Here is a 23,951-nt window from a genome sequence, read left to right as displayed (position 1 = left end):
GGGATCTCCACTGTCATGAGCCGTTCCGCGCACCCCGCAGGACCCCGGCACGCCGATGTGCTGCCCGAGGGGCACTACGCCGGGCCGCCCGCCGATCTGAACATCCTCGACCCGCAGGTCTGGTCCCGTACGGTCCAGCGTGACGCCGACGGTGTGGTCACCGTCGGCGGGCTGGATGTCGCCGCGCTCGCCGCGGAATTCGGCACCCCGGCGTATTTCCTGGACGAGGACGACTTCCGGGCGCGCTGCCGGGCCTGGAAGGACGCCTTCGGGCCGGGAGCCGATGTGTTCTACGCCGGGAAGGCATTCCTGTCCCGGGCCATCGTGCGGTGGCTGCACGAGGAGGGCCTGAACCTCGACGTCTGTTCCGGGGGCGAGCTGGCCACGGCGCTGGCGGCCGGAATGCCTCCCGAGCAGATCGCGCTGCACGGGAACAACAAGAGCACCGAGGAGATCACCCGGGCCGTCGAGGTGGGCGTCGGGCGGATCGTGCTCGACTCGTTCCAGGAAATGGTGCGGGTCGCTCATGCCGCGGAGCGGCTGGGCAAGCGGCAGCGGGTGCAGATCCGGGTCACGGTCGGTGTCGAGGCGCATACGCATGAATTCATCGCGACCGCGCACGAGGACCAGAAGTTCGGTATCGCGCTGGCCGGTGGGCAGGCGGCGGAGGCCGTGCGCCGGGCGCTCAAGCTGGACGGCCTGGAGCTCGTCGGAATTCACAGCCATATCGGGTCGCAGATCTTCGACATGGCGGGATTCGAGGTCTCGGCCCGCCGGGTGGTGCAGCTGCTGACCGAGGTACGGGACGAGCACGGCATCGAGCTGCCCGAGATCGACCTGGGCGGCGGCCTCGGTATCGCGTACACCTCCGACGACGATCCGCGCGAGCCGCACGAGATCGCCACCTCGCTGGGCGACATCGTGCGCCGGGAGTGTGAGTCGGCGGGGCTGCGGATGCCGCGGCTGTCGGTCGAGCCGGGGCGCGCGATCGTGGGCCCGACGGCCTTCACGCTGTACGAGGTCGGCACGGTCAAGGAGCTGGAGGGGCTGCGGACGTATGTGTCCGTGGACGGCGGGATGTCGGACAACATCCGCACGGCGCTCTACGACGCGGAGTACAGCGTCGCGCTGGTGTCGCGCACCTCCGACGCCGAGCCGATGCTCGCGCGCGTGGTCGGCAAGCACTGTGAGAGTGGCGACATCGTCGTGCGCGATGCCTTCCTGCCGGCGGATGTGGCGCCGGGGGATCTGCTCGCGGTGCCGGCGACCGGTGCGTACTGCCGTTCCATGGCGAGCAACTACAACCACTCGCTGCGGCCGCCGGTCGTAGCGGTCAAGGACGGTGCGGCCAGGGTGATCGTCCGGCGGGAGACGGAGGAAGATCTCCTGCGGTTGGATGTCGGGTAGGGCCGGATCGCCGGATCCCGACCTCGGGTGAAATAAATGTCTCGGCATCTGGACGACGGGCGGAAACTGCCGTCCGGTGCGTGAGACTTGTGCATGAGCAAGCTGGAATTCGCTGATCGATGAGAAGCAGAGGTCGAATGATGCGTACGCGTCCGCTGAAAGTGGCGCTCCTGGGCTGTGGTGTTGTCGGCTCAGAGGTGACGCGCATCATGACGACGCACGCCGACGACCTCGCCGCCCGCATCGGTGCGCCCGTGGAGCTCGCCGGGATCGCCGTCCGCCGCCCCGACAAGGTGCGTGCGGGCGTCCCGGCCGAGCTGGTCACCACCGATGCGACCGCGCTCGTCAAACGCGGTGACATTGATGTCGTGATCGAGGTCATCGGCGGGATCGAGCCGGCCCGCACGCTGATCACCACCGCCTTCGAGCACGGCGCGAGCGTGGTCTCCGCCAACAAGGCACTGGTCGCGGCGGACGGTGCGGCGCTGCACGCGGCGGCCGAGACCAATGGCGCCGACCTGTATTACGAGGCCGCCGTCGCCGGCGCGATCCCGCTGGTGCGGCCGCTGCGCGAGTCGCTGGCCGGCGACAAGGTCAACCGGGTGCTGGGCATCGTCAACGGCACCACCAACTTCATCCTCGACAAGATGGACTCCACCGGAGCCGGCTACAGCGAGGCCCTGGACGAGGCCACCGCGCTCGGCTACGCGGAGGCCGACCCGACCGCCGATGTCGAGGGCTTCGATGCCGCCGCCAAGGCCGCGATCCTGGCCGGTATCGCCTTCCACACCCGCGTGACCATCGACGATGTGCACCGCGAGGGCCTCACGGAGGTCACCGCGGCCGATATCGCCTCCGCCAAGCGGATGGGCTGCACGGTCAAGCTGCTGGCCATCTGCGAGCGGGCCGCGGACGGCGCGTCGGTGACCGCGCGGGTGCACCCCGCGATGATCCCGCTGACGCATCCGCTCGCCTCCGTCCGGGAGGCGTACAACGCGGTCTTCGTCGAGGCCGAGGCGGCCGGGCAGCTGATGTTCTACGGGCCGGGCGCGGGCGGTGCGCCGACCGCCTCCGCGGTCCTCGGTGACCTCGTCGCGGTCTGCCGCAACAAGCTCGCCGGAGCCACCGGGCCGGGCGAGTCCGCCTACACCCGGCTGCCGGTCAGCCCCATGGGCGCGGTCACCACGCGCTACCACATCAGCCTCGATGTGGCCGACAAGCCCGGCGTGCTCGCGCAGGTCGCGAACATCTTCGCCGAACACGGCGTATCGATCGATACGGTCCGTCAGCAGGGCAAGGACGGCGAGGCATCCCTCGTCATCGTCACCCACCGAGCGGCGGACGCGGCCCTGTCGTCGACCGTCGGGGCACTGCGCGAGCTGGACACCGTGCGCGGTGTCGCCAGCATCATGCGGGTCGAAGGGGAGTAAAGGAACCCATGTCTGCCAATTCCACCGCGAGCCGTCAGTGGCGCGGAATCATCGAGGAATACCGTGACCGGCTGCCGGTCAGCGACACGACCGAGGTCGTCACCCTCCGGGAGGGCGGCACCCCCCTCGTCCCGGCGCAGCTGCTCTCCGAGCGCACCGGCTGCGAGGTGCACCTCAAGGTCGAGGGTGCCAACCCCACCGGTTCCTTCAAGGACCGCGGCATGACGATGGCCATCACGCGCGCCAAGGAGGAGGGCGCCAAGGCGGTCATCTGCGCCTCCACCGGCAACACCTCCGCCTCCGCCGCGGCCTACGCGGTCCGCGCCGGCATGGTCTGCGCCGTCCTCGTCCCGCAGGGCAAGATCGCGCTCGGCAAGATGGGCCAGGCGCTGGTCCACGGCGCGAAGATCCTCCAGGTCGACGGAAATTTCGACGACTGTCTGACGCTGGCCCGGAGCCTCTCCGACAACTACCCCGTCGCACTTGTGAACTCCGTGAACCCGGTGCGCATCGAGGGGCAGAAGACCGCGGCCTTCGAAATCGTCGACATGCTCGGCGACGCCCCCGACATCCATGTGCTGCCCGTCGGCAACGCCGGCAACATCACGGCGTACTGGCGGGGCTACAAGGAGTACGCGGCCGACGGCATCGCCTCGCACACCCCGCGGATGTGGGGCTTCCAGGCCTCCGGCAGCGCGCCGATCGTGCGCGGTGAGGTCGTCAAGGACCCGACCACCATCGCCACCGCGATCCGCATCGGCAACCCGGCCTCGTGGTCGTACGCCCAGCAGGCGCGGGACGAGTCCGGTGGCTTCATCGATGATGTGACCGACCGTCAAATCCTGGCCGCCTACCGCCTGTTGGCGGCGCGGGAGGGTGTCTTCGTGGAGCCCGCCTCGGCCGCCTCGGTGGCCGGTCTGCTCAAGGCCGCCGAAGAGGGCAAGGTCGACCCGGGCCAGCGCATCGTCTGCACGGTCACCGGCAACGGTCTCAAGGACCCGGACTGGGCGGTGGCCGGAGCGCCGCAGCCGGTCACGGTCCCGATCGACGCGGACGCCGCGGCCGAGCGCCTGGGCCTCGTCTAGGACCCGGCGGCCGTACGGGCGGATACGCGGGTACGGCACACGGTGACGGGGCGGCTCGCGCCCCGTCATCCCCCGCGCAGCAAATTGCGCAAAGGCTGCAAAGATCACCGAAGGCAGCGTCGGGGCACAGGAAGGCGCGCGACACGCATCGTGCGCCTCCTGTGCGCCCTGTGTCGCGACAGAACCTTCCTTCGATAGGCTGGCAGCCAACTCCCCTCCCCACGGCATAACGCAGTGGTGTTCAGGGCAGGTCAGAACAGACCCCAGGAAGCCGGCCGGGCACTTCGGTGCCGCGGCGCTCCGGGGCAGTACCGCAGCATCAATCAAGGAGAGTCATCGAGCGATGGCCGGTCCCGCGTTCCGCGCCGCCGCCGTCCGGGTGCGCACCCCCGCTACCAGCGCCAATCTCGGTCCCGGCTTCGATGCCCTGGGTCTTTCCCTGGGCCTGTACGACGATGTCGTGGTGCGCGTCGCCGACTCCGGACTGCATATCGACATCGCAGGTGAGGGTGCCGACACCCTCCCGCGCGACGAGAGCCATCTGCTCGTACGGTCGATGCGTGCCGCCTTCGAGCGGCTCGGCGGGCAGCCCCGCGGCCTGGAAATCGTCTGCGCCAACCGCATCCCGCACGGCCGCGGCCTGGGGTCCTCCTCGGCCGCCATCTGCGCGGGCATCGTCGCCGCCCGGGCCGTGACGATAGGCGGTGAACAGAAGCTCGACGACGCCGCGCTGCTGGAGCTGGCCACCGAGATCGAGGGCCACCCCGACAATGTCGCCGCCTCGCTGCTGGGCGGATTCACGCTCGCCTGGATGGACACCGGAACCGCGCATGCGATCCGGATGGATCCCGCTGATTCCATCGTTCCGGTGGTCTTCGTGCCCGGGAAGCCGGTGCTGACCGAGACCGCCCGTGGACTGCTGCCGCGCACCGTCCCGCATGTGGACGCCGCGGCCAACGCCGGCCGCGCCGCACTGCTCGTCGAGGCCCTGACCAGGCGCCCCGAGCTGCTGCTCGCCGCGACCGAGGACCGACTCCACCAGGAGTACCGCGCCCCCGCGATGCCGGAGAGCGTGGCCCTGGTGAACCGACTGCGCGCGGACGGCGTCCCCGCAGTCGTGTCCGGTGCGGGCCCCACGGTGCTCGCACTGGTCGAGGACGCGGCGGCCGAGAAGGTCGCGGCACTGGCGGGAGAGGGGTGGGCGGCCAACCGGCTGACCCTCGATGCGGCGGGCACCTGCGTGCTGCCGCTCGCCGGGTGATCACGCGGGTGATCGACGATTGCCGGTCTTGGAGAGGGGGAATGTTTGTTGGACCCGGTAGTGTTAACCTCAAGTCAGTACTCGACGCCTGAGTGGCGCGGTGCTTCGTGTCCCCCATAGGGACCACTTTCTTCCGGGAGCCTCCCAAACTGCTCGGAGCAATGGCCTGAGCAGGTGTGAGCACGCTCCGGAATCGGCGTGACGACATGGGCCACTCTGCATCTCTTCACGCCGGCGCCATGAACTGATCTCTCCGCCACTTCCGGCGGGACCACCGCCCCGGCACCGGTCCACCAGACCAAGGACCCAGCCGGACAGCACAACCGGTCGCCGAGCCAGACAGGCCGACGCCCGCTCCAGGGAAGGACCCTTCGTGAGCGACACCACCGATCTGATGGGCGCGCGCACCGATGGCAGTGCCACCGCGCCCGCCACGGACGCTCCCGCCGCGCCTGCTACCACGCGGCGCCGCCGTTCCGGCACCGGCCTTGACGGCATGGTCCTGGCGGAGCTTCAGCAGGTCGCCTCAGGCCTCGGTATCAAGGGCACCGCGCGGATGCGCAAGAGCCAGCTGATCGAGGTCATCAAGGAAAAGCAGGCCGGAGGCTCAGGCTCCGCCAAGGCCGACGCGCCTGCCGACACCGAGACCAAGCCCAAGCGCCGGACGACCTCCAAGGCCCGCACCGGCGACGACGGCGCGGAGCAGGCCGCCGGCAAGGCCGCCAAGTCCGCCAAGGGCGACAAGGCCGCGGACCAGGCCCAGCAGCAGATCGACATCCCCGGCCAGCCGGTCAGCGACGAGCAGCCGGCCGGCGAGCGCCGCCGGCGTCGCGCCACCTCCGCCGCGGGCAGCCCCGAGGCCGCCTCGGGCGACCTCAAGACCGACACCAAGGTCGAGGCGAAGACCGAGGTCAAGGCGGAGGCCAAGACCGACACCGCGGTCTCCCCGCAGGAGACCGGCGAGGGCCGGCCCGGCAAGGGCGGCGAGCGCCAGGACCGCGGCGACCGTCAGGACCGCGGCCAGAAGGGTGACCGTGGCGACCGCGGTGACCGTGGCCAGCGCCAGCGTGACCGCCGCAAGGGCGACGCCGGCGACGGCGGCGGCCAGGGCGGTCAGGGCGGCCAGCGTCAGCGGGACCGCGGCGACCGCCGTACCGATGACGACGACGACTTCGAGGGCGGCCGCCGGGGCCGTCGCGGCCGCTACCGCGACCGCCGGGGCCGTCGCGGCGGCCGTGAGGACTTCGGCAACGAGCCGCAGGTGTCCGAGGACGATGTCCTGATCCCCGTCGCGGGCATCCTCGACATCCTCGACAACTACGCGTTCATCCGGACCTCCGGCTACCTGCCCGGTCCGAACGACGTCTACGTCTCGCTCGCCCAGGTCCGTAAGAACGGTCTGCGCAAGGGTGACCACGTCACCGGCGCGGTCCGCCAGCCCAAGGACGGCGAGCGGCGCGAGAAGTTCAACGCGCTGGTCCGCCTCGACACGGTCAACAGCGTGGCGCCCGAACAGGGCCGCGGACGGCCGGAGTTCGGCAAGCTGACGCCGCTGTACCCGCAGGAGCGACTGCGCCTGGAGGGTGAGTCGGGCGGTCTGACGACCCGGATCATCGACCTGGTCACGCCGATCGGCAAGGGCCAGCGAGGGCTGATCGTGGCCCCGCCGAAGACCGGCAAGACCATGATCATGCAGGCGATCGCCAACTCGATCACCCGCAACAACCCCGAGTGCCACCTGATGGTCGTCCTCGTCGACGAGCGTCCGGAAGAGGTCACCGACATGCAGCGGTCGGTGAAGGGCGAGGTCATCTCCTCGACCTTCGACCGCCCGGCCGAGGACCACACCACCGTCGCCGAGCTGGCCATCGAGCGCGCCAAGCGCCTCGTCGAGCTGGGTCACGACGTGGTCGTCCTGCTGGACTCGATCACCCGTCTGGGCCGTGCGTACAACCTCGCCGCCCCGGCCTCGGGCCGCATCCTGTCCGGTGGTGTCGACTCGACCGCGCTCTACCCGCCGAAGCGCTTCTTCGGTGCGGCGCGCAACATCGAGGACGGCGGCTCGCTGACCATCCTGGCCACCGCGCTGGTCGAGACCGGCTCGCGGATGGACGAGGTGATCTTCGAGGAGTTCAAGGGCACCGGCAACCTGGAGCTCAAGCTCGACCGCAAGCTCTCGGACAAGCGCATCTTCCCGGCGGTGGACGTGGACGCGTCCAGCACCCGTAAGGAAGAGATCCTCATGGGCAGCGACGAGCTCGCCATCGTGTGGAAGCTGCGCCGGGTGCTGCACGCCCTGGACCAGCAGCAGGCCATCGAGCTGCTGCTGGACAAGATGAAGCAGACGAAGTCCAACGCGGAGTTCCTGCTCCAGATCCAGAAGACGACGCCGACCGCGGGCAACGGCAACGACTGACGCCCGCCGGGCGCGTCCTGGCGCCGTACACCGAGCCCCCCTCGCCCTCACGGGTGAGGGGGGCTTCGTGCTGGGCGGCCCGTACGGCACGGGCCGCGGACGGTGATCTGTGACCTGAGCCGCACACCGAGGACTCCCGCAAGGGCGCGCTTGAGACCTTCCGCACAGATCCGTGGGAACCCACACGGTTCCAGCCATGGCGGAAAAGGGACGGAAAGCCCAGGTCGGGAAGGCGAAGGTCCCGGGGCCGTCCGCCCGGCCGCCGCGGATTTCTAAGAAAGCGCTCATGACCCGCTGTGCAACCCTTCCCGTCGACCTCCCGTCTGACAAGGAGCAAAAGGCCGTGGCAGCACTCCGCACGGCGGCGGCGAGGGGCAGCCGAGCGAACGAGGACTGAGGAGCAGATGGCGGACAGCAGCGGGAGCGCGAAGACGGCCGAAACCCGTGGCCGCTCCATACGTCCCAAGGGGCGCCGGCGCAAGGGGCCGACCCGACGCCGCCGAGTAGCGACCATCACGGTGTGCGCGTTGACCAGTGTGGTGCTGCTCGGTGGTGCCGGACTCGGCTACGTCTACTTCAAGCTCAACGGCAATCTGAAGGGCGTCGACATCAACGCCGCCCTCGGACACGACCGGCCGAAGAACGTCGACGACGGGTCGATGGACATCCTCGTGATGGGCTCCGACTCCCGCGCCGGCAAGAACAATGAGTACGGCAGGGACGAGGGCGCCGCGCGTTCCGACACGGCGATGATCGTGCACGTCTACAAGGGCCGTAAGAAGGCCAGTGTGGTCAGCGTCCCCCGGGACACCATGATCAAGCGCCCCGACTGCTCCAAGGACGGCAAGGACGTCCCCGGAGCGAACCGGGCGATGTTCAACACCGCGTTCGAGGTCGGCGGCCCGGCCTGCGCCGTGAAGACCGTCGAATCGATCAGCGGCATCCGGATGGACCACTTCGTCGAGGTCGACTTCACCGGCTTCAAGAAGCTCATCGACGCGCTGGGCGGGGTGGAGATCACCACCAGCAAGGCGATCGACGACAACAGCAGCCATCTGCATCTGAAGCCCGGCACCCACACGCTGGACGGTGAGCACGCCCTCGGCCTCGTACGGACCCGGCACGGCGTCCCCGGCGGCGACGGCAGCGACCTCGGCCGCATCCAGCTCCAGCAGACCTTCATCAAGGCCCTGCTGAAGCAGGTCAAGAACATCGGGCTGCTCACCAACCCCACCAAGCTCTACGACATCGCCGACACGGCCACCAAGGCCATCACCACCGACACCGACCTCAATTCGGTCAGTGAACTGACCGGGCTGGCCAAGAGCCTGGGCAACATCGGTGCGGAGAACATCGACATGGTGACGATGCCGGTGACCTACGACCCGCAGGACCCCGACCGGGTGCTGCCGCTGACCAAGCAGAGCCGCCAGGTCTGGGACGCGCTCCGGCAGGACAAGGAGATCCCCAAGTCCGCGATCAAGGGCTCGGCCGGTGACAAGGGCGGCACGGACAACTACGTGAAGTAGCCGATGTCCTGTGGTTCCGGGGCCCGGCGGCCCCGGAACCGCACGGGGAATAGTTGCGGCCGCACCCCGGTTTTGGGAGATACGGCTAGTCCTGGCAGACTGGACCGTCGGCCCCGGTTCACGTGACGCAACCCGCGACACGACCCGGTGCACTCCCGAACCTAGGAGAATCCCTTGAAGCGCGACATCCACCCGGAGTACGTCGAGACCCAGGTCAGCTGCACCTGTGGCGCGTCCTTCACCACCCGTAGCACGGTCGCCAGCGGCACGGTCCGCGCCGACATCTGCTCCGAGTGCCACCCGTTCTACACCGGCAAGCAGAAGATCATGGACACGGGCGGCCGCGTGGCCCGCTTCGAGGCCCGCTTCGGCAAGGCCGCCGCTGCCAAGAAGTAGCGACCCTCAAGGCGCCGGTTCCCGGTCGCCCCTGCTCAGGGGTGACCGGACCGGCGTTTTGTCGTCCTGGCCCTTGGCTCCCGTACGGGGGTCCCGGGGCCCGCGGCGCAGCACCCCCGACGGGCCGGCGCCCCGGTACTCCGGTCATCACAGCAGCCAGTAGAGGAACTCCACGATGTTCGAGGCGGTCGAAGAACTGATCGGCGAGCACGCCGATCTCGAGAAGCGGCTGGCCGACCCCGCGGTCCACGCCGACCAGCGTGAGGCCATGCGGCTCAACAAGCGCTATGCCGAGCTGACCCCGATCACCGCGACGTACCGCGACTGGAAGCAGACCGGCGAGGACATCGAGACCGCGCGCGAACTCGCCGCGGACGACCCGGACTTCGCCGACGAGGTCAAGGAGCTCGACGCCCGGCGCGAGGTGCTGACCGAGAAGCTGCGGCTGCTGCTCGTCCCGCGCGACCCCAGCGACGACAAGGACGTCATCCTTGAGGTCAAGGCCGGTGAGGGCGGCGAGGAGTCCGCGCTGTTCGCCGGCGACCTGCTGCGGATGTATCTGCGCTACGCCGAGCGGGCCGGCTGGAAGACCGAGATCCTGGAGGCCAACGAGTCCGACCTCGGCGGCTACAAGGACGTCCAGGTCGCCGTGAAGACCAAGGGCGGGGGCGGCGCCACCGAGCCCGGACAGGGCGTCTGGGCGCGGCTGAAGTACGAGGGCGGGGTGCACCGTGTCCAGCGGGTGCCCGCCACCGAGTCGCAGGGCCGTATCCACACCTCAGCGGCCGGTGTGCTGGTCACGCCCGAGGCCGAGGAGGTCGAGGTCGAGATCGGCCCCAACGACCTGCGGATCGACGTCTACCGCTCCTCCGGCCCCGGCGGCCAGTCGGTCAACACCACCGACTCCGCGGTGCGCATCACGCACCTGCCCACCGGCATCGTCGTCTCCTGCCAGAACGAGAAGAGCCAGCTCCAGAACAAGGAGCAGGCGCTGCGCATCCTGCGCTCCCGGCTGCTGGCCGCCGCCCAGGAAGAGGCCGAGCGGGAGGCGTCGGACGCCCGGCGCAGCCAGGTCCGCACGGTCGACCGCTCCGAGCGCATCCGGACGTACAACTTCCCGGAAAACCGCATCTCGGACCACCGGGTCGGCTTCAAGGCGTACAACTTGGACCAGGTGCTCGACGGCGAGCTCGACCCGGTCATCCAGGCGTGTGTCGACGCCGACTCGGCCGCCAAGCTCGCCGCCGCCCAGTAAGCCCGCACGACCCGGTACGCCCCGGCCGGTCGACGGCGAACCCGCACATGAAGACGCAGCGCACTAGGAGGAAGGCCCCGTGAACCTTCTGCTCGCCGAGGTGGCCCAGGCCACCCAGCGGCTGGCCGACGCCGGTGTGCCCTCGCCGCGCTTCGACGCCGAGGAACTCGCCGCGTTCGTGCACGGCGTCAAACGGGGGGAGCTGCACCACGTCAAGGACGCGGACTTCGACGCCCGCTACTGGGAGGCCGTCGCCCGCCGCGAGGCCCGTGAGCCGCTCCAGCACATCACCGGACGGGCGTTCTTCCGCTACCTCGAACTCGCCGTCGGGCCGGGGGTGTTCGTCCCCCGCCCGGAGACCGAATCGGTGGTCGGCTGGGCGATAGACGCCGTGCGGGCCATGGACGTGGTCGAACCGCTGATCGTCGACCTGTGCACCGGCTCGGGGGCGATCGCCCTCGCCCTGGCGCAGGAGGTGCCCCGCTCGCGGGTACACGCCGTGGAGCTGTCCGAAGAGGCCCTGGACTACGCCCGCAAGAACGTCGAGGGGTCCCGCGTCGTTCTCCATCACGGCGACGCGCTGACCGCGCTTCCCGAACTGGACGGGCAGGTCGACCTGGTCGTCTCCAACCCGCCGTACATCCCGCTGACCGAGTGGGAGTACGTCGCACCCGAGGCCCGCGACCACGACCCCGAGCTCGCGCTGTTCTCGGGCCAGGACGGCCTGGACACCATCCGGGGCATCGAGCGGACCGCACACCGCCTGCTGCGCCCCGGCGGCGTGGTCGTCATCGAGCATGCCGACACCCAGGGCGGGCAGGTGCCGTGGATCTTCACCGAGGAGCGGGGCTGGGCCGATGCGGCCGATCACCCGGACCTCAACAACAGGCCCCGTTTCGCCACCGCGCGCCGGGCGACGCCATGACGTGGCCCGCTTCGGCGCCTGATGCAGCCGATGCATCCGAAGTATTCGTTTCGCACGAGGAGGTCCCGTAATGGCACGGCGATACGACTGCAGCGACGCGACCGACCGCACCACCGGTCTGCGCGAGGCCGCCTCGGCCGTCCGCCGCGGTGAGCTGGTCGTGCTGCCGACCGACACCGTCTACGGCATCGGCGCGGACGCCTTCAGCGCCGAGGCCGTCGGCGACCTGCTGGAGGCCAAGGGCCGCGGCCGCGGTATGCCCTCCCCGGTCCTCGTCGGGTCCCCCAACACCCTGCACGGCCTGGTCACCGACTTCTCCGAGCAGGCCTGGGAGCTGGTCGACGCCTTCTGGCCCGGCGCGCTCACCCTCGTCGCCAAGCACCAGCCGTCGCTGACCTGGGACCTGGGCGAGACCCGCGGCACGGTCGCCGTACGGATGCCGCTGCACCCCGTCGCGATCGAGCTGCTCACCGACTTCGGTCCGATGGCCGTCTCCAGCGCCAACCTCACCGGCCACCCGTCCCCGCAGGACTGCGACGCCGCACAGGAGATGCTGGGCGACTCGGTCTCCGTCTATCTGGACGGCGGCCCCACGCCCGCCGCCGTACCGTCCTCGATCGTCGATGTCACCGGCAGGATCCCGGTGCTGCTGCGCGAGGGCGCGATCAGCGCGGAAGAGCTGCGCAAGGTGGTACCCGAGCTCGAGGTGGCCAATTGATGGCGCCCCTGGGGCGTGGCATAGCGGGACCAGGCGGCGACACTCCGGTACCCCCTTCCTCCCCTTTTCGGATCCTCCACGTCAGCACCGGCAACGTCTGCCGCTCGCCGATCACCGAGCGGCTGCACCGCCATGCCCTGGAACTGCGGCTCGGTACGGCCCGCAGTGGCGGGCTGCTCGTGGAGAGCGCCGGAACCTGGGGCCACGAGGGCGCCCCGATGGAGACGCACGCCGCCACGGTGCTCACCGACTACGGCGCCGACCCGGCCGGCTTCCTCGGCCGTGAGCTGCTCGACGAGCACGTCATCCGCGCCGACCTGGTGCTCACCGCCACCCGCGACCACCGCGCCCAGGTCATCTCGATGGGCCATTCGGCGGGGCTGCGCACCTTCACGCTGAAGGAGTTCAACCGGCTGGTGCGGGCCATAGACCCGGCCACGCTGCCCGAGCCCGATCCGGACCTGCCGGACGGCGGGCTGGTCGAGCGCGCCCGTGCGCTGGTCGGCGCCGCCGCGGCGCTGCGCGGCTGGCTGCTGGCGCCCAACCCGGAGTCCGACGAGGTCTACGACCCCTACGGCGCCCCCATCACCTTCTTCCGCTCCATCGGCGACGAGATCAACCAGGCGCTCGACCCGGTCGTCACCGCCCTCACCGGGCTCCCGGCGCGCGCCTAGACGTCCCGGCGCGGGACCGGGCGCGCTGTCCCGCCGGACAGGCCCCGGAGCCCGTGCCGAGCGGTCCGGGTCCCGGGGTGGCCTGCGGGCCCCCGAGCGGCCCGCACACCGCGCCCGATCGCCCCGCCGCGCCTACATTGGGACTACGTCCCCGTACGAGGCCCGGAGCAAGCGATGCCTGCCACCACCGCGTCACCCCGTAGCGAGACCCCGGACACCCGTTCCCCGGCCACCGCGCCCGCTGCCGGCGCCGGTCCGGACGAGACCGTCGAGGACCGGGCGCGGGCCGCCCGTGAGGCCGGGACCCGGCCGGCCGGCTCCCCGGACTTCGCCGCCCTGCTGCGCCAGGACCCGGAGATCGCCGGCGTACTGCTCGGGGAGAGCGCCCGGCAGAGCGACGGACTCCAGCTGATCGCCGCGGAGAACTTCACCTCGCCGGCCGTCCTCGCCGCCCTCGGGTCCCCCCTGGGCAACAAATACGCCGAGGGCTATCCGGGGGCCCGGCACCACGGCGGCTGCGAGATCGTCGACCTCGCCGAGCGGATCGCGGTGGAACGCGCCAAGGCCCTCTTCGGAGCCGAACACGCCAACGTCCAGGCCCACTCCGGGTCTTCGGCCGTTCTGGCCGCCTACGCCGCCCTGCTGCGCCCCGGAGACACCGTCCTGGCCATGTCCCTCCCGCACGGCGGCCACCTCACCCACGGATCACCGGCCAACTTCTCCGGCCGCTGGTTCGACTTCGTCGGCTACGGCGTCGACGAGGAGACCGGCCTGCTCGACTACGACGCGATCCGCGAGCTGGCCCGCGCCCGCCGGCCCAAGGCCATCGTCTGTGGCTCCATCTCCTACCCCCGGCACCTCGACTACGCCGCCTTCCGTGACATCGCCGACGAGACCGGCGCCTATCTGATCGCGGATGTCGCTCACCCCCTGGGGCTGATCGCCGGGGGAGCGGCACCCAGCCCCGTCCCGTACGCCCATGTGGTGTGCGGAACCACACACAAGGTCCTGCGCGGGCCGCGCGGCGGGCTGATCCTGTGCGGCACGAAGCTGGCCGAACGGATCGACCGCGCGGTGTTCCCCTTCACCCAAGGGGGCGCCCAGATGAACGCCGTCGCCGCCAAGGCCGTGGCCTTCGCGGAGGCCGCCACGCCCGCCTTCGGCGCGTATGCCCATCAGGTCACGGCCAATGCCCGCGCGCTCGCCGAGGCGCTCTCCGGACACGGTCTGACGATCACCACCGGCGGTACCGACACCCATCTGATCACCGCCGATACCGCCCCGCTGGGCCTGGACGCGCGCACCGCCCGGGGCCGGCTGGCCGCCGCCGGTATCGTGCTGGACACCTGCGCGCTGCCGTGCGCCGAGCCCCCCGGCGTGCTCGCGACGCGCCGGACCGGCATCCGGCTGGGAACCGCCGCGGTGACGACCCAGGGCATGGGCGAGACCGAGATGAAGGCGGTCGCCGAGCTGATCGTGGCGGCGCTGGAGGAGGACGGCGCGGTCCGCTCCCGCACCGTCGCTTTGGTCCACGGTTTCCCGCCTTATCCCGATCACGGATGACGGCGGGAACCATCCGCTGACGCCCGGCGTCTTTTCCTGTATTCACGGCCAGGGGGCGGACACGCATAGGGTGTGGGGCTGTGATGGCCAGCTATACCAATGGGGCAGCCCGTGCGTGAATACCTGCTGACGCTGTGCGTCACGGCCGCGGTGACCTACCTGCTGACCGGCCCGGTGCGGAAGTTCGCGATCGCGGCCGGGGCGATGCCGGAGATCCGCGCGCGTGATGTGCACCGCGAGCCGACGCCACGACTCGGCGGCATCGCGATGTTCGGCGGGCTCTGCGCCGGTCTGCTGGTCGCCTCGCATCTGACCAACCTCAAGACCGTCTTCGAGAACTCCAACGAGCCCCGGGCGCTGCTCTCCGGTGCCGCGCTGATCTGGATTCTCGGCGTCCTGGACGACAAGTGGGGCGTGGACGCGCTGGTCAAGCTCGGCGGCCAGATGATCGCCGCGGGCGTGATGGTCCTTCAGGGCCTGACGATCCTCTGGATCCCGATCCCCGGTGTCGGCACGGTCTCCCTCACCCCGATGCAGGGCACCCTGCTGACCGTCGCCCTCGTCGTGATCACCATCAACGCGGTGAATTTCGTCGACGGCCTGGACGGTCTCGCCTCCGGCATGGTGTGCATCGCGGCCGCGGCGTTCTTCATGTACGCGTACCGGATGTGGTTCGGCTACGGCATCGAGGCGGCCGCGCCCGCAACGCTGTTCTCGGTCGTTCTCATGGGCATGTGCCTCGGCTTCCTGCCGCACAACATGCACCCGGCGCGGATCTTCATGGGCGACTCGGGATCGATGCTGATCGGCCTGGTCATGGCCGCGGGCGCGGTCTCGGTGACCGGCCAGGTCGACCCGGACCTGCTCAACGTCAAGGCGGGCGGTCTGCGTGAGGCGACCCACGCGATGGTGCCGGTCTACATCCCGCTGCTGCTGCCGCTGACGATCATCGCGGTGCCGGTCGCCGACCTGATCCTGGCGATCGTGCGCCGTACGTGGAAGGGCCAGTCGCCGTTCGCCGCCGACCGCGGCCATCTGCACCACCGGCTGCTGGAGATCGGCCACTCGCACAGCCGGGCCGTCCTGATCATGTACTTCTGGTCGGCGCTGATCGCCTTCGGCGCGGTCGCCTACTCCGCGAACAACGCCAGCATGTGGATCGTGCTGGGCATCGTGCTGCTGAGCGCGGTGGGTCTGGTGCTGCTCCTGCTGCCGCGCTTCACGCCGCGGGCGCCGCTCTGGGCGGAGTGGATGGTGCCGCCGCGCTACCGCCGGGTCGCCTCCGTCGCGGCACCGGCCGCGACGACGGACGCGGCCGGCGTGGCCATGGACGACGCCGGCGCCGCCGAGCCGGAGGAGGAGCGGGAGCCGGTCCCGGCCGGCCTCCACGGCGCCACCGCGATCGGGGACCGCTCACGCTTCGTGGGCCGCCGGAAGGCGGACAGTCACCGCTGATCCAGAGGTTCGATCGCCCGAACGTGCCTCAAGAATCGGGACGGTTGACTCCATACCAGACATAAGGCGGCCCGTCAGTGCACCAACGCGCACGTTCACGCTCAGGTGTGACAGGGTCCACACGAACCAGGTAAAGACCTCATCAAATAGTTTGTGATACCGTTCACGAAACCCGGCGACAGAGCCGAAGGGCCGTAGTGCGACTGTCCTTGGGCCGCAGGTTCCGCCTCAGGCCGGGTCTACGCTCGTCCATGACGACACACCCCACATCTTTTGCCGGAGCGCCGCCATGCAGTCGAATGACGCCCGACTACTCCTTCACGCCGTTGTGCCCACCCTCGCCATCGGCGCTGTCGCCGTTGCCGTGAGCGGTGCGGTCGCAGGTGTGACGGGAGCGCTCGGCGCCGTCATCGGCACCGTGCTGGTGCTGCTCGTGATGGGGGCCGGCCTCGTCGTCCTGCAAAAGACCGCGAAGAACCACCCGCAGCTGTTCCAGATGATGGGCCTGCTGCTGTACACCGTGCAGATCCTGTTCGTGGCGGTCTTCCTGATCGCGTTCAAGGACACCACGTTCTTCGATACCAAGGCTTTTGCGTTCACCTTGCTCGGCGCCACCCTCGTGTGGATCGCGGCACAGACCCGCGGTCATATGAAGGCGAAGATTCTGTACGTGGAACCCGACTCCGCCGGGACGAAGAAGGCGGAGACGGCGGGGTCGCCGACGTGACACGTAGGGCCGAGATAAAAGCCCACTTGCGGGCCTGCTATCGTCCGGTTCCAACTGCGGCACAGTTGGCGCAGGCGGCTGAGCTCCCGGGTTCCACTCGATGGAACGGGCAGTTCTCGCGGCCGATGCCTGTGATGTGGCCGGGCCCAGCGCCCGCCAGCCGCCCCCAAATCCGTAAGACCAGTCCAGTGCCGCTCCGTGGCTCAACGCCGCGCCGACACAACGAGGTTGCCGTACCCATGCGCCACGCTGAAGGAGCTCGCGGTGAGTGCTGAAACGATGCTCGCCTTCGAGACCGACTGCCACATCTTTTCCGGGTGCGGCTTCCCTGCTCCCGGGCTTCATTCGTTCGTCTTCCAGCCGCTGTTCACCATCAACGGCTTCGAGTTCAACAAGGTCATGCTGCTGGCACTGCTCAGCACCGTCGTGGTCGTGTGGTTCTTCTGGGCGGCGTTCGGTAAGGCCAAGGTGGTCCCGGGCAAGCTACAGATGATCGGCGAAGCGGGCTATGACTTCGTCCGTCGCGGGATCGTCTATGACGCCCTCGGGAAGAAGGAGGGCGAGAAGTACGTCCCCTTCATGGTCTCGCTGTTCTTCTTCGTCTGGATCATGAACCTCTGGTCGATCATCCCGATCGCCCAGTTCCCGGTGACGTCGATCATCGCCTTCCCGGCCGGTCTCGCCGCGATCGTCTACATCACGTGGGTCACCCTGACCTTCAAGAGGCACGGGTTCGTCGGCGCGCTGAAGAACTTCAGCGGCTACGACAAGTCGCTCGGTGCGGTCCTGCCGATGCTGATCGTCATCGAGCTCCTCTCGAACCTGATCATCCGGCCGTTCACGCACGCGGTCCGGCTCTTCGCGAACATGTTCGCGGGTCACCTCCTGCTGCTGATGTTCACGATCGCCACCTGGTACCTGCTGAACGGCTTCGGTGTGGTCTACGCCGGCGCCTCGTTCATCATGACCATCCTGCTGACCGCGTTCGAGCTGTTCATCCAGGCCGTGCAGGCGTACGTCTTCGTGCTCCTGACCGCGAACTACCTCCAGGGCGCGCTCGCCGAGCACCACTGAGCCCCCGCTTTCCCAACCCCGATAGACGCCCGGTGGCCAACCCCCACCGGTCCGTGAAAGAGAAGGAAGTAACGGCATGTCCGCTGCTCTCGAGACTGTCAACCTCGCCGCCGGCGTCACCGGCAACCTCGGCTCGATCGGTTACGGCCTCGCCGCGATCGGCCCCGGCGTCGGCGTCGGCATCATCTTCGGTAACGGCACCCAGGCCCTGGCCCGCCAGCCCGAGGCTGCCGGCCTGATCCGCACCAACCAGATCATGGGTTTCGCCTTCTGTGAGGCGCTCGCCCTGATCGGCATCGTCATGGGCTTCCTCTTCAAGGCCTGACGGACTGCTGCAATCACCGACAGACGGAAGGCACTGATGTGAACGCCCTGGTGAACATGGCGGCGGAGGTTCCTGAGAACCCCCTGATCCCGCCGATTCCAGAGCTGGTCATCGGCCTGGTCGCTTTCTTCATCGTCTTCGGCTTCCTGGCCAAGAAGCTTCTCCCGAACATCAACAAGGTTCTGGAAGAGCGCCGGTCGCTCATCGAAGGCCGCATTGACGAAGCCGAGGCGACTCAGGCCGAGGCCCAGCAGGTGCTCGCGGACTACCGGGCACAGCTCGCCGACGCCCGCCACGAGGCCGCGCGTCTGCGCCAGGAGGCGCAGGAGCAGGGCGCGACGCTCATCGCTGAGATGCGCGCCGAGGGCCAGCGGCAGCGTGAGGAGATCATCGCTGCCGGTCACGCCCAGATCGAGGCGGACCGGAAGCAGGCCGCGCAGGCGCTGCGCCAGGACGTGGGCAAGCTCGCCGTCGACCTGGCCGGCAAGCTCGTCGGGGAGTCCCTCGAGGACCACGCCCGGCAGAGCCGGACCATCGACCGCTTCCTCGACGACGTCGAGGCCAAGGCGGCTTCGGACGCGACGAAGGCTGAGGCCGGACGATGAACGGAGCGAGCCGCGAGGCACTCGCCTCCGCACGTGAGCAGTTCAACGCGCTGGCGGACAACACCTCCGTCGACGCCGCGAAGCTCGCCGCGGAGCTGGCTGCCGTCACCGCTCTGCTCGACCGCGAGGTGTCGCTGCGTCGGGTCCTGACCGACCCGGCGCAGGCCGCCGAGGCGCGCGCCGAACTGGCCGGACGACTGCTGGGCGGCAAGGTGGGCGGCCCGACCGCCGACCTGGTGTCCGGCATGGTCCGCGCCCGCTGGTCGGGTTCGCGTGACCTGACCGACGCGCTCGAGGAGCTGGCCTACAGCGCCGACCTGGTCGCCGCGCAGCGGGCCGGCCAGCTCGACGACGTCGAGGACGAGCTCTTCCGGTTCGGCCGGATCGTCAGCTCCAACGGCGAGCTGCGCGGTGCGCTGACCGACCGGAACGCCACGGTCGCGGCCAAGACGGAGCTGCTCAATGCGCTGCTGGGCGGCCGGGCCAACCCGGTCACCGAGCGCATCGTGATCCGTCTTGTCGTACAGCCGCGGGGCCGTAGCCTGGAAGCGGGGCTCGACGCCCTCTCCAAGCTGGCGGCGAGCCGCCGGGACCGCATGGTCGCGGTGGTCACCTCCGCGGTGCCCCTCAGTGAAGGGCAGCGGCAGCGCCTGGGTGCTTCCCTGACGCAGCTGTACGGACGGCAGGTCCACCTGAACCTCGACGTGGACCCCGAGGTCCTCGGCGGAGTCCAGGTCCGGATCGGCGACGAGGTCATCAACGGGACCATCGCGGAGCGCCTCGACGAGGCGGGCCGGCGGATGGCCGGCTGACCCAGCCACCAACTCAAGAGCTGCACAACCGGCGGCCAGGCGCCGGACCAGCCGGCCGGACCACGAGGTCCGGCTGCGGTCCGGAAGAAGCCCCGGGGACCAGCACAAGCATGACGGCGGCCCGAGTTGGGCCGTAAGCGGAAACCCCCTGGGGGACAGCCCCCCAGACACCCGCAAGTAACTTCGGGCCCAACAAGGAGAGCAGGGAACCCAGATGGCGGAGCTCACGATCCGGCCGGAGGAGATCCGGGACGCGCTGGAGAACTTCGTCCAGGCGTACAAGCCGGACGCGGCCTCGCGCGAGGAGGTCGGCACGGTAAGCGAGGCCGGAGACGGCATCGCGAAGGTCGAGGGCCTTCCCTCGGCGATGGCGAACGAGCTGCTGAAGTTCGAGGACGGCACGCTCGGTCTTGCGCTGAACCTGGAAGAGCGCGAGATCGGTGCGGTGGTCCTCGGTGAGTTCAGCGGCATCGAGGAGGGCCAGCCGGTGCAGCGCACCGGTGAGGTGCTCTCGGTCGCCGTGGGCGAGGGCTACCTCGGCCGCGTCGTCGACCCGCTGGGCAACCCGATCGACGGCCTCGGCGAGATCGAGTCCGAGGGCCGCCGCGCCCTGGAGCTTCAGGCCCCGGGCGTCATGGTCCGTAAGTCGGTCCACGAGCCCATGGAGACCGGCTACAAGGCCGTCGACTCCATGGTGCCGATCGGCCGTGGCCAGCGTCAGCTGATCATTGGTGACCGCCAGACCGGCAAGACCGCCCTGGCCGTCGACACGATCATCAACCAGCGCGACAACTGGCGCTCGGGCGACCCGAAGAAGCAGGTCCGCTGCATCTACGTCGCCATCGGCCAGAAGGGCTCCACCATCGCGTCCGTGCGCGGTGCGCTGGAGGAGGCCGGCGCCCTGGAGTACACCACCATCGTCGCCGCCCCGGCGTCCGACCCGGCGGGCTTCAAGTACCTCGCGCCCTACACCGGCTCGGCCATCGGCCAGCACTGGATGTACCAGGGCAAGCACGTCCTGATCATCTTCGACGACCTTTCGAAGCAGGCCGACGCCTACCGCGCCGTGTCCCTGCTGCTGCGCCGTCCGCCGGGCCGTGAGGCCTACCCGGGCGACGTCTTCTACCTGCACTCGCGTCTGCTGGAGCGCTGCGCCAAGCTCTCCGACGACATGGGCGCCGGCTCGATGACCGGCCTCCCGATCGTCGAGACCAAGGCGAACGACGTGTCGGCGTTCATTCCGACCAACGTCATCTCCATCACCGACGGCCAGTGCTTCCTGGAGTCGGACCTGTTCAACGCGGGCCAGCGCCCGGCGCTGAACGTCGGTATCTCCGTCTCCCGTGTCGGTGGCTCGGCCCAGCACAAGGCCATGAAGCAGGTCTCCGGCCGGCTCCGCGTGGACCTCGCCCAGTACCGCGAGCTGGAGGCGTTCGCCGCCTTCGGTTCCGACCTGGACGCGGCCTCCAAGGCGCAGCTGGAGCGCGGTAAGCGGATGACCGAGCTGCTCAAGCAGGGTCAGTACGCCCCGTACTCCACCGAGGACCAGGTCATCTCCATCTGGGCCGGCACCAACGGCAAGATGGACGACGTCCCGGTGGAGGACATCCGCCGCTTCGAGCGGGAGCTCCTCGACCACCTGCACCGGGAGAAGAAGGACCTCCTGACCAGCATCGTCGAGGGCGGCAAGATGTCCGACGACACCATCGGTGCGATCTCCGAGGCCGTCGACGGCTTCAAGCGGCAGTTCGAGACCTCGGACGGCAAGCTGCTCGGCGAGGACGCCCCGGCCGGCACCAGCAAGTGACGACGGAAGGGACCTGATCCATGGGAGCCAAGCTCCGGGTCTACAAGCGTCGCATCCGCTCCGTCACCGCGACCAAGAAGATCACCAAGGCGATGGAGATGATCGCCGCCTCGCGCGTCGTCAAGGCGCAGCGCCAGGTGGCGGCGTCGACGCCGTACGCGAGTGAACTGACCCGCGCGGTGACAGCGGTTGCCACGGGCTCGAACACCCAGCACCCGCTGACGACGGAGGCGGAGCAGCCCTCGCGGGCCGCGCTGCTGCTCATCACGAGCGACCGTGGTCTGGCCGGCGGCTACTCCTCCAACGTCCTCAAGGCCGGCGAGCAGCTCACCGAGCGGCTCAAGGCCGAGGGCAAGGAGGTCGACGCCTACATCGTCGGGCGCAAGGGTGTGTCGTACTACAGCTTCCGCGAGCGCAAGGTCGTGGAGTCGTGGACCGGTTTCACCGACAGCCCGACGTACGCGGACGCCAAGGCGATCGCCGCGCCGCTGATCGAGGCCGTTCAGCGGGACACGGCCGAGGGCGGCGTGGACGAACTCCACATCGTCTTCACCGAGTTCATCTCGATGATGACGCAGACGGCGCTCGACGACCGGCTGCTGCCGCTGAGCCTCGACAAGGCGGCGGAGGCGGACGAGTCGGCGAAGGCCGGCGAGATCCTTCCGCTGTTCGACTTCGAGCCGTCGGCCGAGGACGTCCTCGACGCCCTGCTTCCGCGCTATGTCGAGTCGCGGATCTACAACGCCCTTCTGCAGGCCGCCGCCTCCAAGCACGCCGCCACGCGTCGTGCGATGAAGTCGGCGACCGACAACGCAGAAGAGCTCATCAAGTCGCTCTCGCGGCTTGCCAACGCGGCCCGACAGGCCGAAATCACCCAGGAAATCAGCGAGATCGTCGGTGGCGCCAGTGCTCTGGCCGACGCGACCGCGGGGAGTGACTGACCACTATGACCACCACTGTTGAAACGGCCACGGCTACGGGCCGCGTCGCGCGGGTCATCGGCCCGGTCGTCGACGTGGAGTTCCCCGTCGACGCGATGCCGGACATCTACAACGCGCTGACCGTCGAGGTCGCCGACCCGGCCGAGGAGGGCAAGCTCAAGACGCTCACCCTCGAGGTCGCCCAGCACCTGGGCGAGGGCCTGGTCCGTGCCATCTCCATGCAGCCCACCGACGGTCTGGTCCGCCAGGCCGCGGTGACCGACACCGGCACCGGGATCACCGTCCCCGTCGGTGACATCACCAAGGGCAAGGTGTTCAACACCCTCGGTGAGATCCTCAACAAGCCGGAGGCGGCGTCCGAGGTCACCGAGCGCTGGGCCATCCACCGCAAGGCTCCGACCTTCGACCAGCTCGAGTCCAAGACCGAGATGTTCGAGACCGGCGTCAAGGTCATCGACCTGCTCACCCCGTACGTCAAGGGTGGAAAGATCGGTCTGTTCGGTGGTGCCGGTGTCGGCAAGACCGTTCTGATCCAGGAAATGATCTACCGCGTGGCCAACAACCACGACGGTGTGTCGGTGTTCGCCGGTGTCGGCGAGCGCACCCGTGAGGGCAACGACCTCATCGAGGAAATGACGGACTCGGGCGTCATCGACAAGACCGCGCTGGTCTTCGGTCAGATGGACGAGCCCCCGGGCACCCGTCTCCGCGTCGCCCTGGCCGGTCTGACCATGGCGGAGTACTTCCGCGATGTGCAGAAGCAGGACGTGCTCTTCTTCATCGACAACATCTTCCGGTACACCCAGGCGGGTTCCGAGGTGTCGACCCTGCTCGGCCGGATGCCCTCCGCGGTGGGTTACCAGCCGAACCTGGCCGACGAGATGGGTCTCCTCCAGGAGCGCATCACCTCGACCCGTGGTCACTCGATCACCTCCATGCAGGCGATCTACGTCCCCGCGGACGACCTGACCGACCCGGCGCCGGCCACCACCTTCGCCCACCTGGACGCCACGACCGTTCTGTCGCGTCCGATCTCGGAGAAGGGCATCTACCCGGCGGTCGACCCGCTGGACTCGACGTCCCGGATCCTGGACCCCCGCTACATCACGCAGGAGCACTACGACTGCGCCTCGCGCGTCAAGACGATCCTGCAGAAGTACAAGGACCTCCAGGACATCATCGCGATTCTGGGTATCGACGAGCTCGGCGAGGAGGACAAGCTCACCGTCCACCGCGCCCGTCGTATCGAGCGGTTCCTGTCGCAGAACACCCACGTGGCGAAGCAGTTCACCGGTGTCGACGGCTCGGACGTCTCGCTGGACGAGTCGATCACCGCGTTCAACGCGATCGCGGACGGCGACTACGACCACTTCCCCGAGCAGGCGTTCTTCATGTGCGGTGGCATCGAGGACCTGAAGGCCAATGCCAAGGAGCTGGGCGTCTCCTGACCCCGGCACCGGTCCCGGGGGGGGGGGGGGGGGGGGGGGGGGGGGGGGGGGGAGGGGGGGGGGGGGAAAAGATGGCCGAGGAGGGGGGGGGGGGGAGA

General features: G+C 69.4%; 21 protein-coding genes. All 21 read left to right on the top strand.

Going from position 1 to position 23,951, the window contains the following annotated elements; translation table 11 throughout:
* Positions 1-15 precede the first annotated feature (15 nt).
* The 21 genes from lysA to atpD all read left to right on the top strand — a co-directional run bounded on the left by lysA (position 16) and on the right by atpD (position 23,853).
* Positions 16-1,407 (top strand): diaminopimelate decarboxylase, encoded by a 1,392-nt coding sequence (gene lysA, locus ACZ4XD_RS24250; protein WP_468045242.1) that lies wholly within the window; start codon positions 16-18, stop codon positions 1,405-1,407.
* A gap of 137 nt (positions 1,408-1,544) precedes the next feature.
* Entirely contained in the window at positions 1,545-2,837 is a 1,293-nt protein-coding gene (locus tag ACZ4XD_RS24245) for a homoserine dehydrogenase (RefSeq protein WP_468045240.1), read from the top strand.
* A gap of 8 nt (positions 2,838-2,845) precedes the next feature.
* Positions 2,846-3,922 carry a threonine synthase gene (gene thrC / locus ACZ4XD_RS24240; RefSeq protein WP_042148722.1) on the top strand — a complete coding sequence of 359 codons (1,077 nt, stop codon included), beginning with the start codon at positions 2,846-2,848 and terminating at the stop codon, positions 3,920-3,922.
* A gap of 343 nt (positions 3,923-4,265) precedes the next feature.
* Positions 4,266-5,183: a homoserine kinase gene (gene thrB, locus ACZ4XD_RS24235; protein WP_468045238.1), complete on the top strand. Its 918-nt coding sequence runs from the start codon at positions 4,266-4,268 to the stop codon at positions 5,181-5,183.
* 373 nt (positions 5,184-5,556) lie between these two features.
* Complete coding sequence (gene rho / locus ACZ4XD_RS24230; protein WP_468045236.1) at positions 5,557-7,599, top strand: transcription termination factor Rho; 2,043 nt, start codon at positions 5,557-5,559, stop codon at positions 7,597-7,599.
* 404 nt (positions 7,600-8,003) lie between these two features.
* Complete coding sequence (locus tag ACZ4XD_RS24225; RefSeq protein ID WP_468045234.1) at positions 8,004-9,128, top strand: LCP family protein; 1,125 nt, start codon at positions 8,004-8,006, stop codon at positions 9,126-9,128.
* Positions 9,129-9,302: 174 nt separating this feature from the next.
* Complete coding sequence (gene rpmE / locus ACZ4XD_RS24220; RefSeq protein ID WP_042148733.1) at positions 9,303-9,524, top strand: 50S ribosomal protein L31; 222 nt, start codon at positions 9,303-9,305, stop codon at positions 9,522-9,524.
* Positions 9,525-9,699: 175 nt separating this feature from the next.
* The gene (gene prfA / locus ACZ4XD_RS24215) at positions 9,700-10,779 is read left to right on the top strand and encodes a peptide chain release factor 1 (protein ID WP_468045232.1); all 1,080 of its coding nucleotides are present in this window, start codon (positions 9,700-9,702) and stop codon (positions 10,777-10,779) included.
* A gap of 79 nt (positions 10,780-10,858) precedes the next feature.
* Positions 10,859-11,704 carry a peptide chain release factor N(5)-glutamine methyltransferase gene (gene prmC, locus ACZ4XD_RS24210; RefSeq protein ID WP_042148741.1) on the top strand — a complete coding sequence of 282 codons (846 nt, stop codon included), beginning with the start codon at positions 10,859-10,861 and terminating at the stop codon, positions 11,702-11,704.
* A 70-nt stretch (positions 11,705-11,774) separates the two neighbouring features.
* Positions 11,775-12,422, top strand: coding sequence for an L-threonylcarbamoyladenylate synthase (locus ACZ4XD_RS24205; protein WP_432146428.1), 648 nt, complete (start codon positions 11,775-11,777; stop codon positions 12,420-12,422).
* Positions 12,419-13,096, top strand: coding sequence for an arsenate reductase/protein-tyrosine-phosphatase family protein (locus ACZ4XD_RS24200; RefSeq protein ID WP_468045229.1), 678 nt, complete (start codon positions 12,419-12,421; stop codon positions 13,094-13,096). Before ACZ4XD_RS24205 ends, ACZ4XD_RS24200 begins: the two co-directional genes overlap by 4 nt.
* A 174-nt stretch (positions 13,097-13,270) precedes the next feature.
* Positions 13,271-14,659: a serine hydroxymethyltransferase gene (locus ACZ4XD_RS24195; RefSeq protein WP_468045227.1), complete on the top strand. Its 1,389-nt coding sequence runs from the start codon at positions 13,271-13,273 to the stop codon at positions 14,657-14,659.
* Positions 14,660-14,758: 99 nt separating this feature from the next.
* A complete protein-coding gene (locus tag ACZ4XD_RS24190; protein WP_468045225.1) occupies positions 14,759-16,114 on the top strand; it encodes an MraY family glycosyltransferase in 1,356 nt (451 codons plus the stop codon).
* A gap of 289 nt (positions 16,115-16,403) precedes the next feature.
* Entirely contained in the window at positions 16,404-16,841 is a 438-nt protein-coding gene (locus ACZ4XD_RS24185) for a hypothetical protein (RefSeq protein WP_042148745.1), read from the top strand.
* Positions 16,842-17,120: 279 nt separating this feature from the next.
* Positions 17,121-17,915 (top strand): F0F1 ATP synthase subunit A, encoded by a 795-nt coding sequence (gene atpB / locus ACZ4XD_RS24180; protein ID WP_042148749.1) that lies wholly within the window; start codon positions 17,121-17,123, stop codon positions 17,913-17,915.
* A gap of 76 nt (positions 17,916-17,991) precedes the next feature.
* Positions 17,992-18,240: an ATP synthase F0 subunit C gene (gene atpE, locus ACZ4XD_RS24175; protein ID WP_018087389.1), complete on the top strand. Its 249-nt coding sequence runs from the start codon at positions 17,992-17,994 to the stop codon at positions 18,238-18,240.
* A gap of 38 nt (positions 18,241-18,278) precedes the next feature.
* Entirely contained in the window at positions 18,279-18,845 is a 567-nt protein-coding gene (locus tag ACZ4XD_RS24170; protein ID WP_042148755.1) for a F0F1 ATP synthase subunit B, read from the top strand.
* Positions 18,842-19,657 carry a F0F1 ATP synthase subunit delta gene (locus ACZ4XD_RS24165; protein ID WP_468045222.1) on the top strand — a complete coding sequence of 272 codons (816 nt, stop codon included), beginning with the start codon at positions 18,842-18,844 and terminating at the stop codon, positions 19,655-19,657. The genes ACZ4XD_RS24170 and ACZ4XD_RS24165 overlap by 4 nt, the downstream gene beginning before the upstream one ends.
* A gap of 214 nt (positions 19,658-19,871) precedes the next feature.
* On the top strand, positions 19,872-21,464 hold the full coding sequence (gene atpA / locus ACZ4XD_RS24160) for a F0F1 ATP synthase subunit alpha (protein ID WP_398826703.1): 1,593 nt from the start codon (positions 19,872-19,874) through the stop codon (positions 21,462-21,464).
* Positions 21,465-21,484: 20 nt separating this feature from the next.
* Positions 21,485-22,405 carry a F0F1 ATP synthase subunit gamma gene (locus ACZ4XD_RS24155; protein WP_468045220.1) on the top strand — a complete coding sequence of 307 codons (921 nt, stop codon included), beginning with the start codon at positions 21,485-21,487 and terminating at the stop codon, positions 22,403-22,405.
* A gap of 5 nt (positions 22,406-22,410) precedes the next feature.
* Positions 22,411-23,853: a F0F1 ATP synthase subunit beta gene (atpD, locus tag ACZ4XD_RS24150; protein WP_398826707.1), complete on the top strand. Its 1,443-nt coding sequence runs from the start codon at positions 22,411-22,413 to the stop codon at positions 23,851-23,853.
* Positions 23,854-23,951 lie beyond the last annotated feature (98 nt).

The sequence above is a fragment of the Streptomyces sp. NPDC029466 genome (assembly GCF_055574515.1).
The sequence above is the reverse complement of the archived record's forward strand: the minus strand, read 5'-3'. Positions and strand labels throughout refer to the sequence as shown.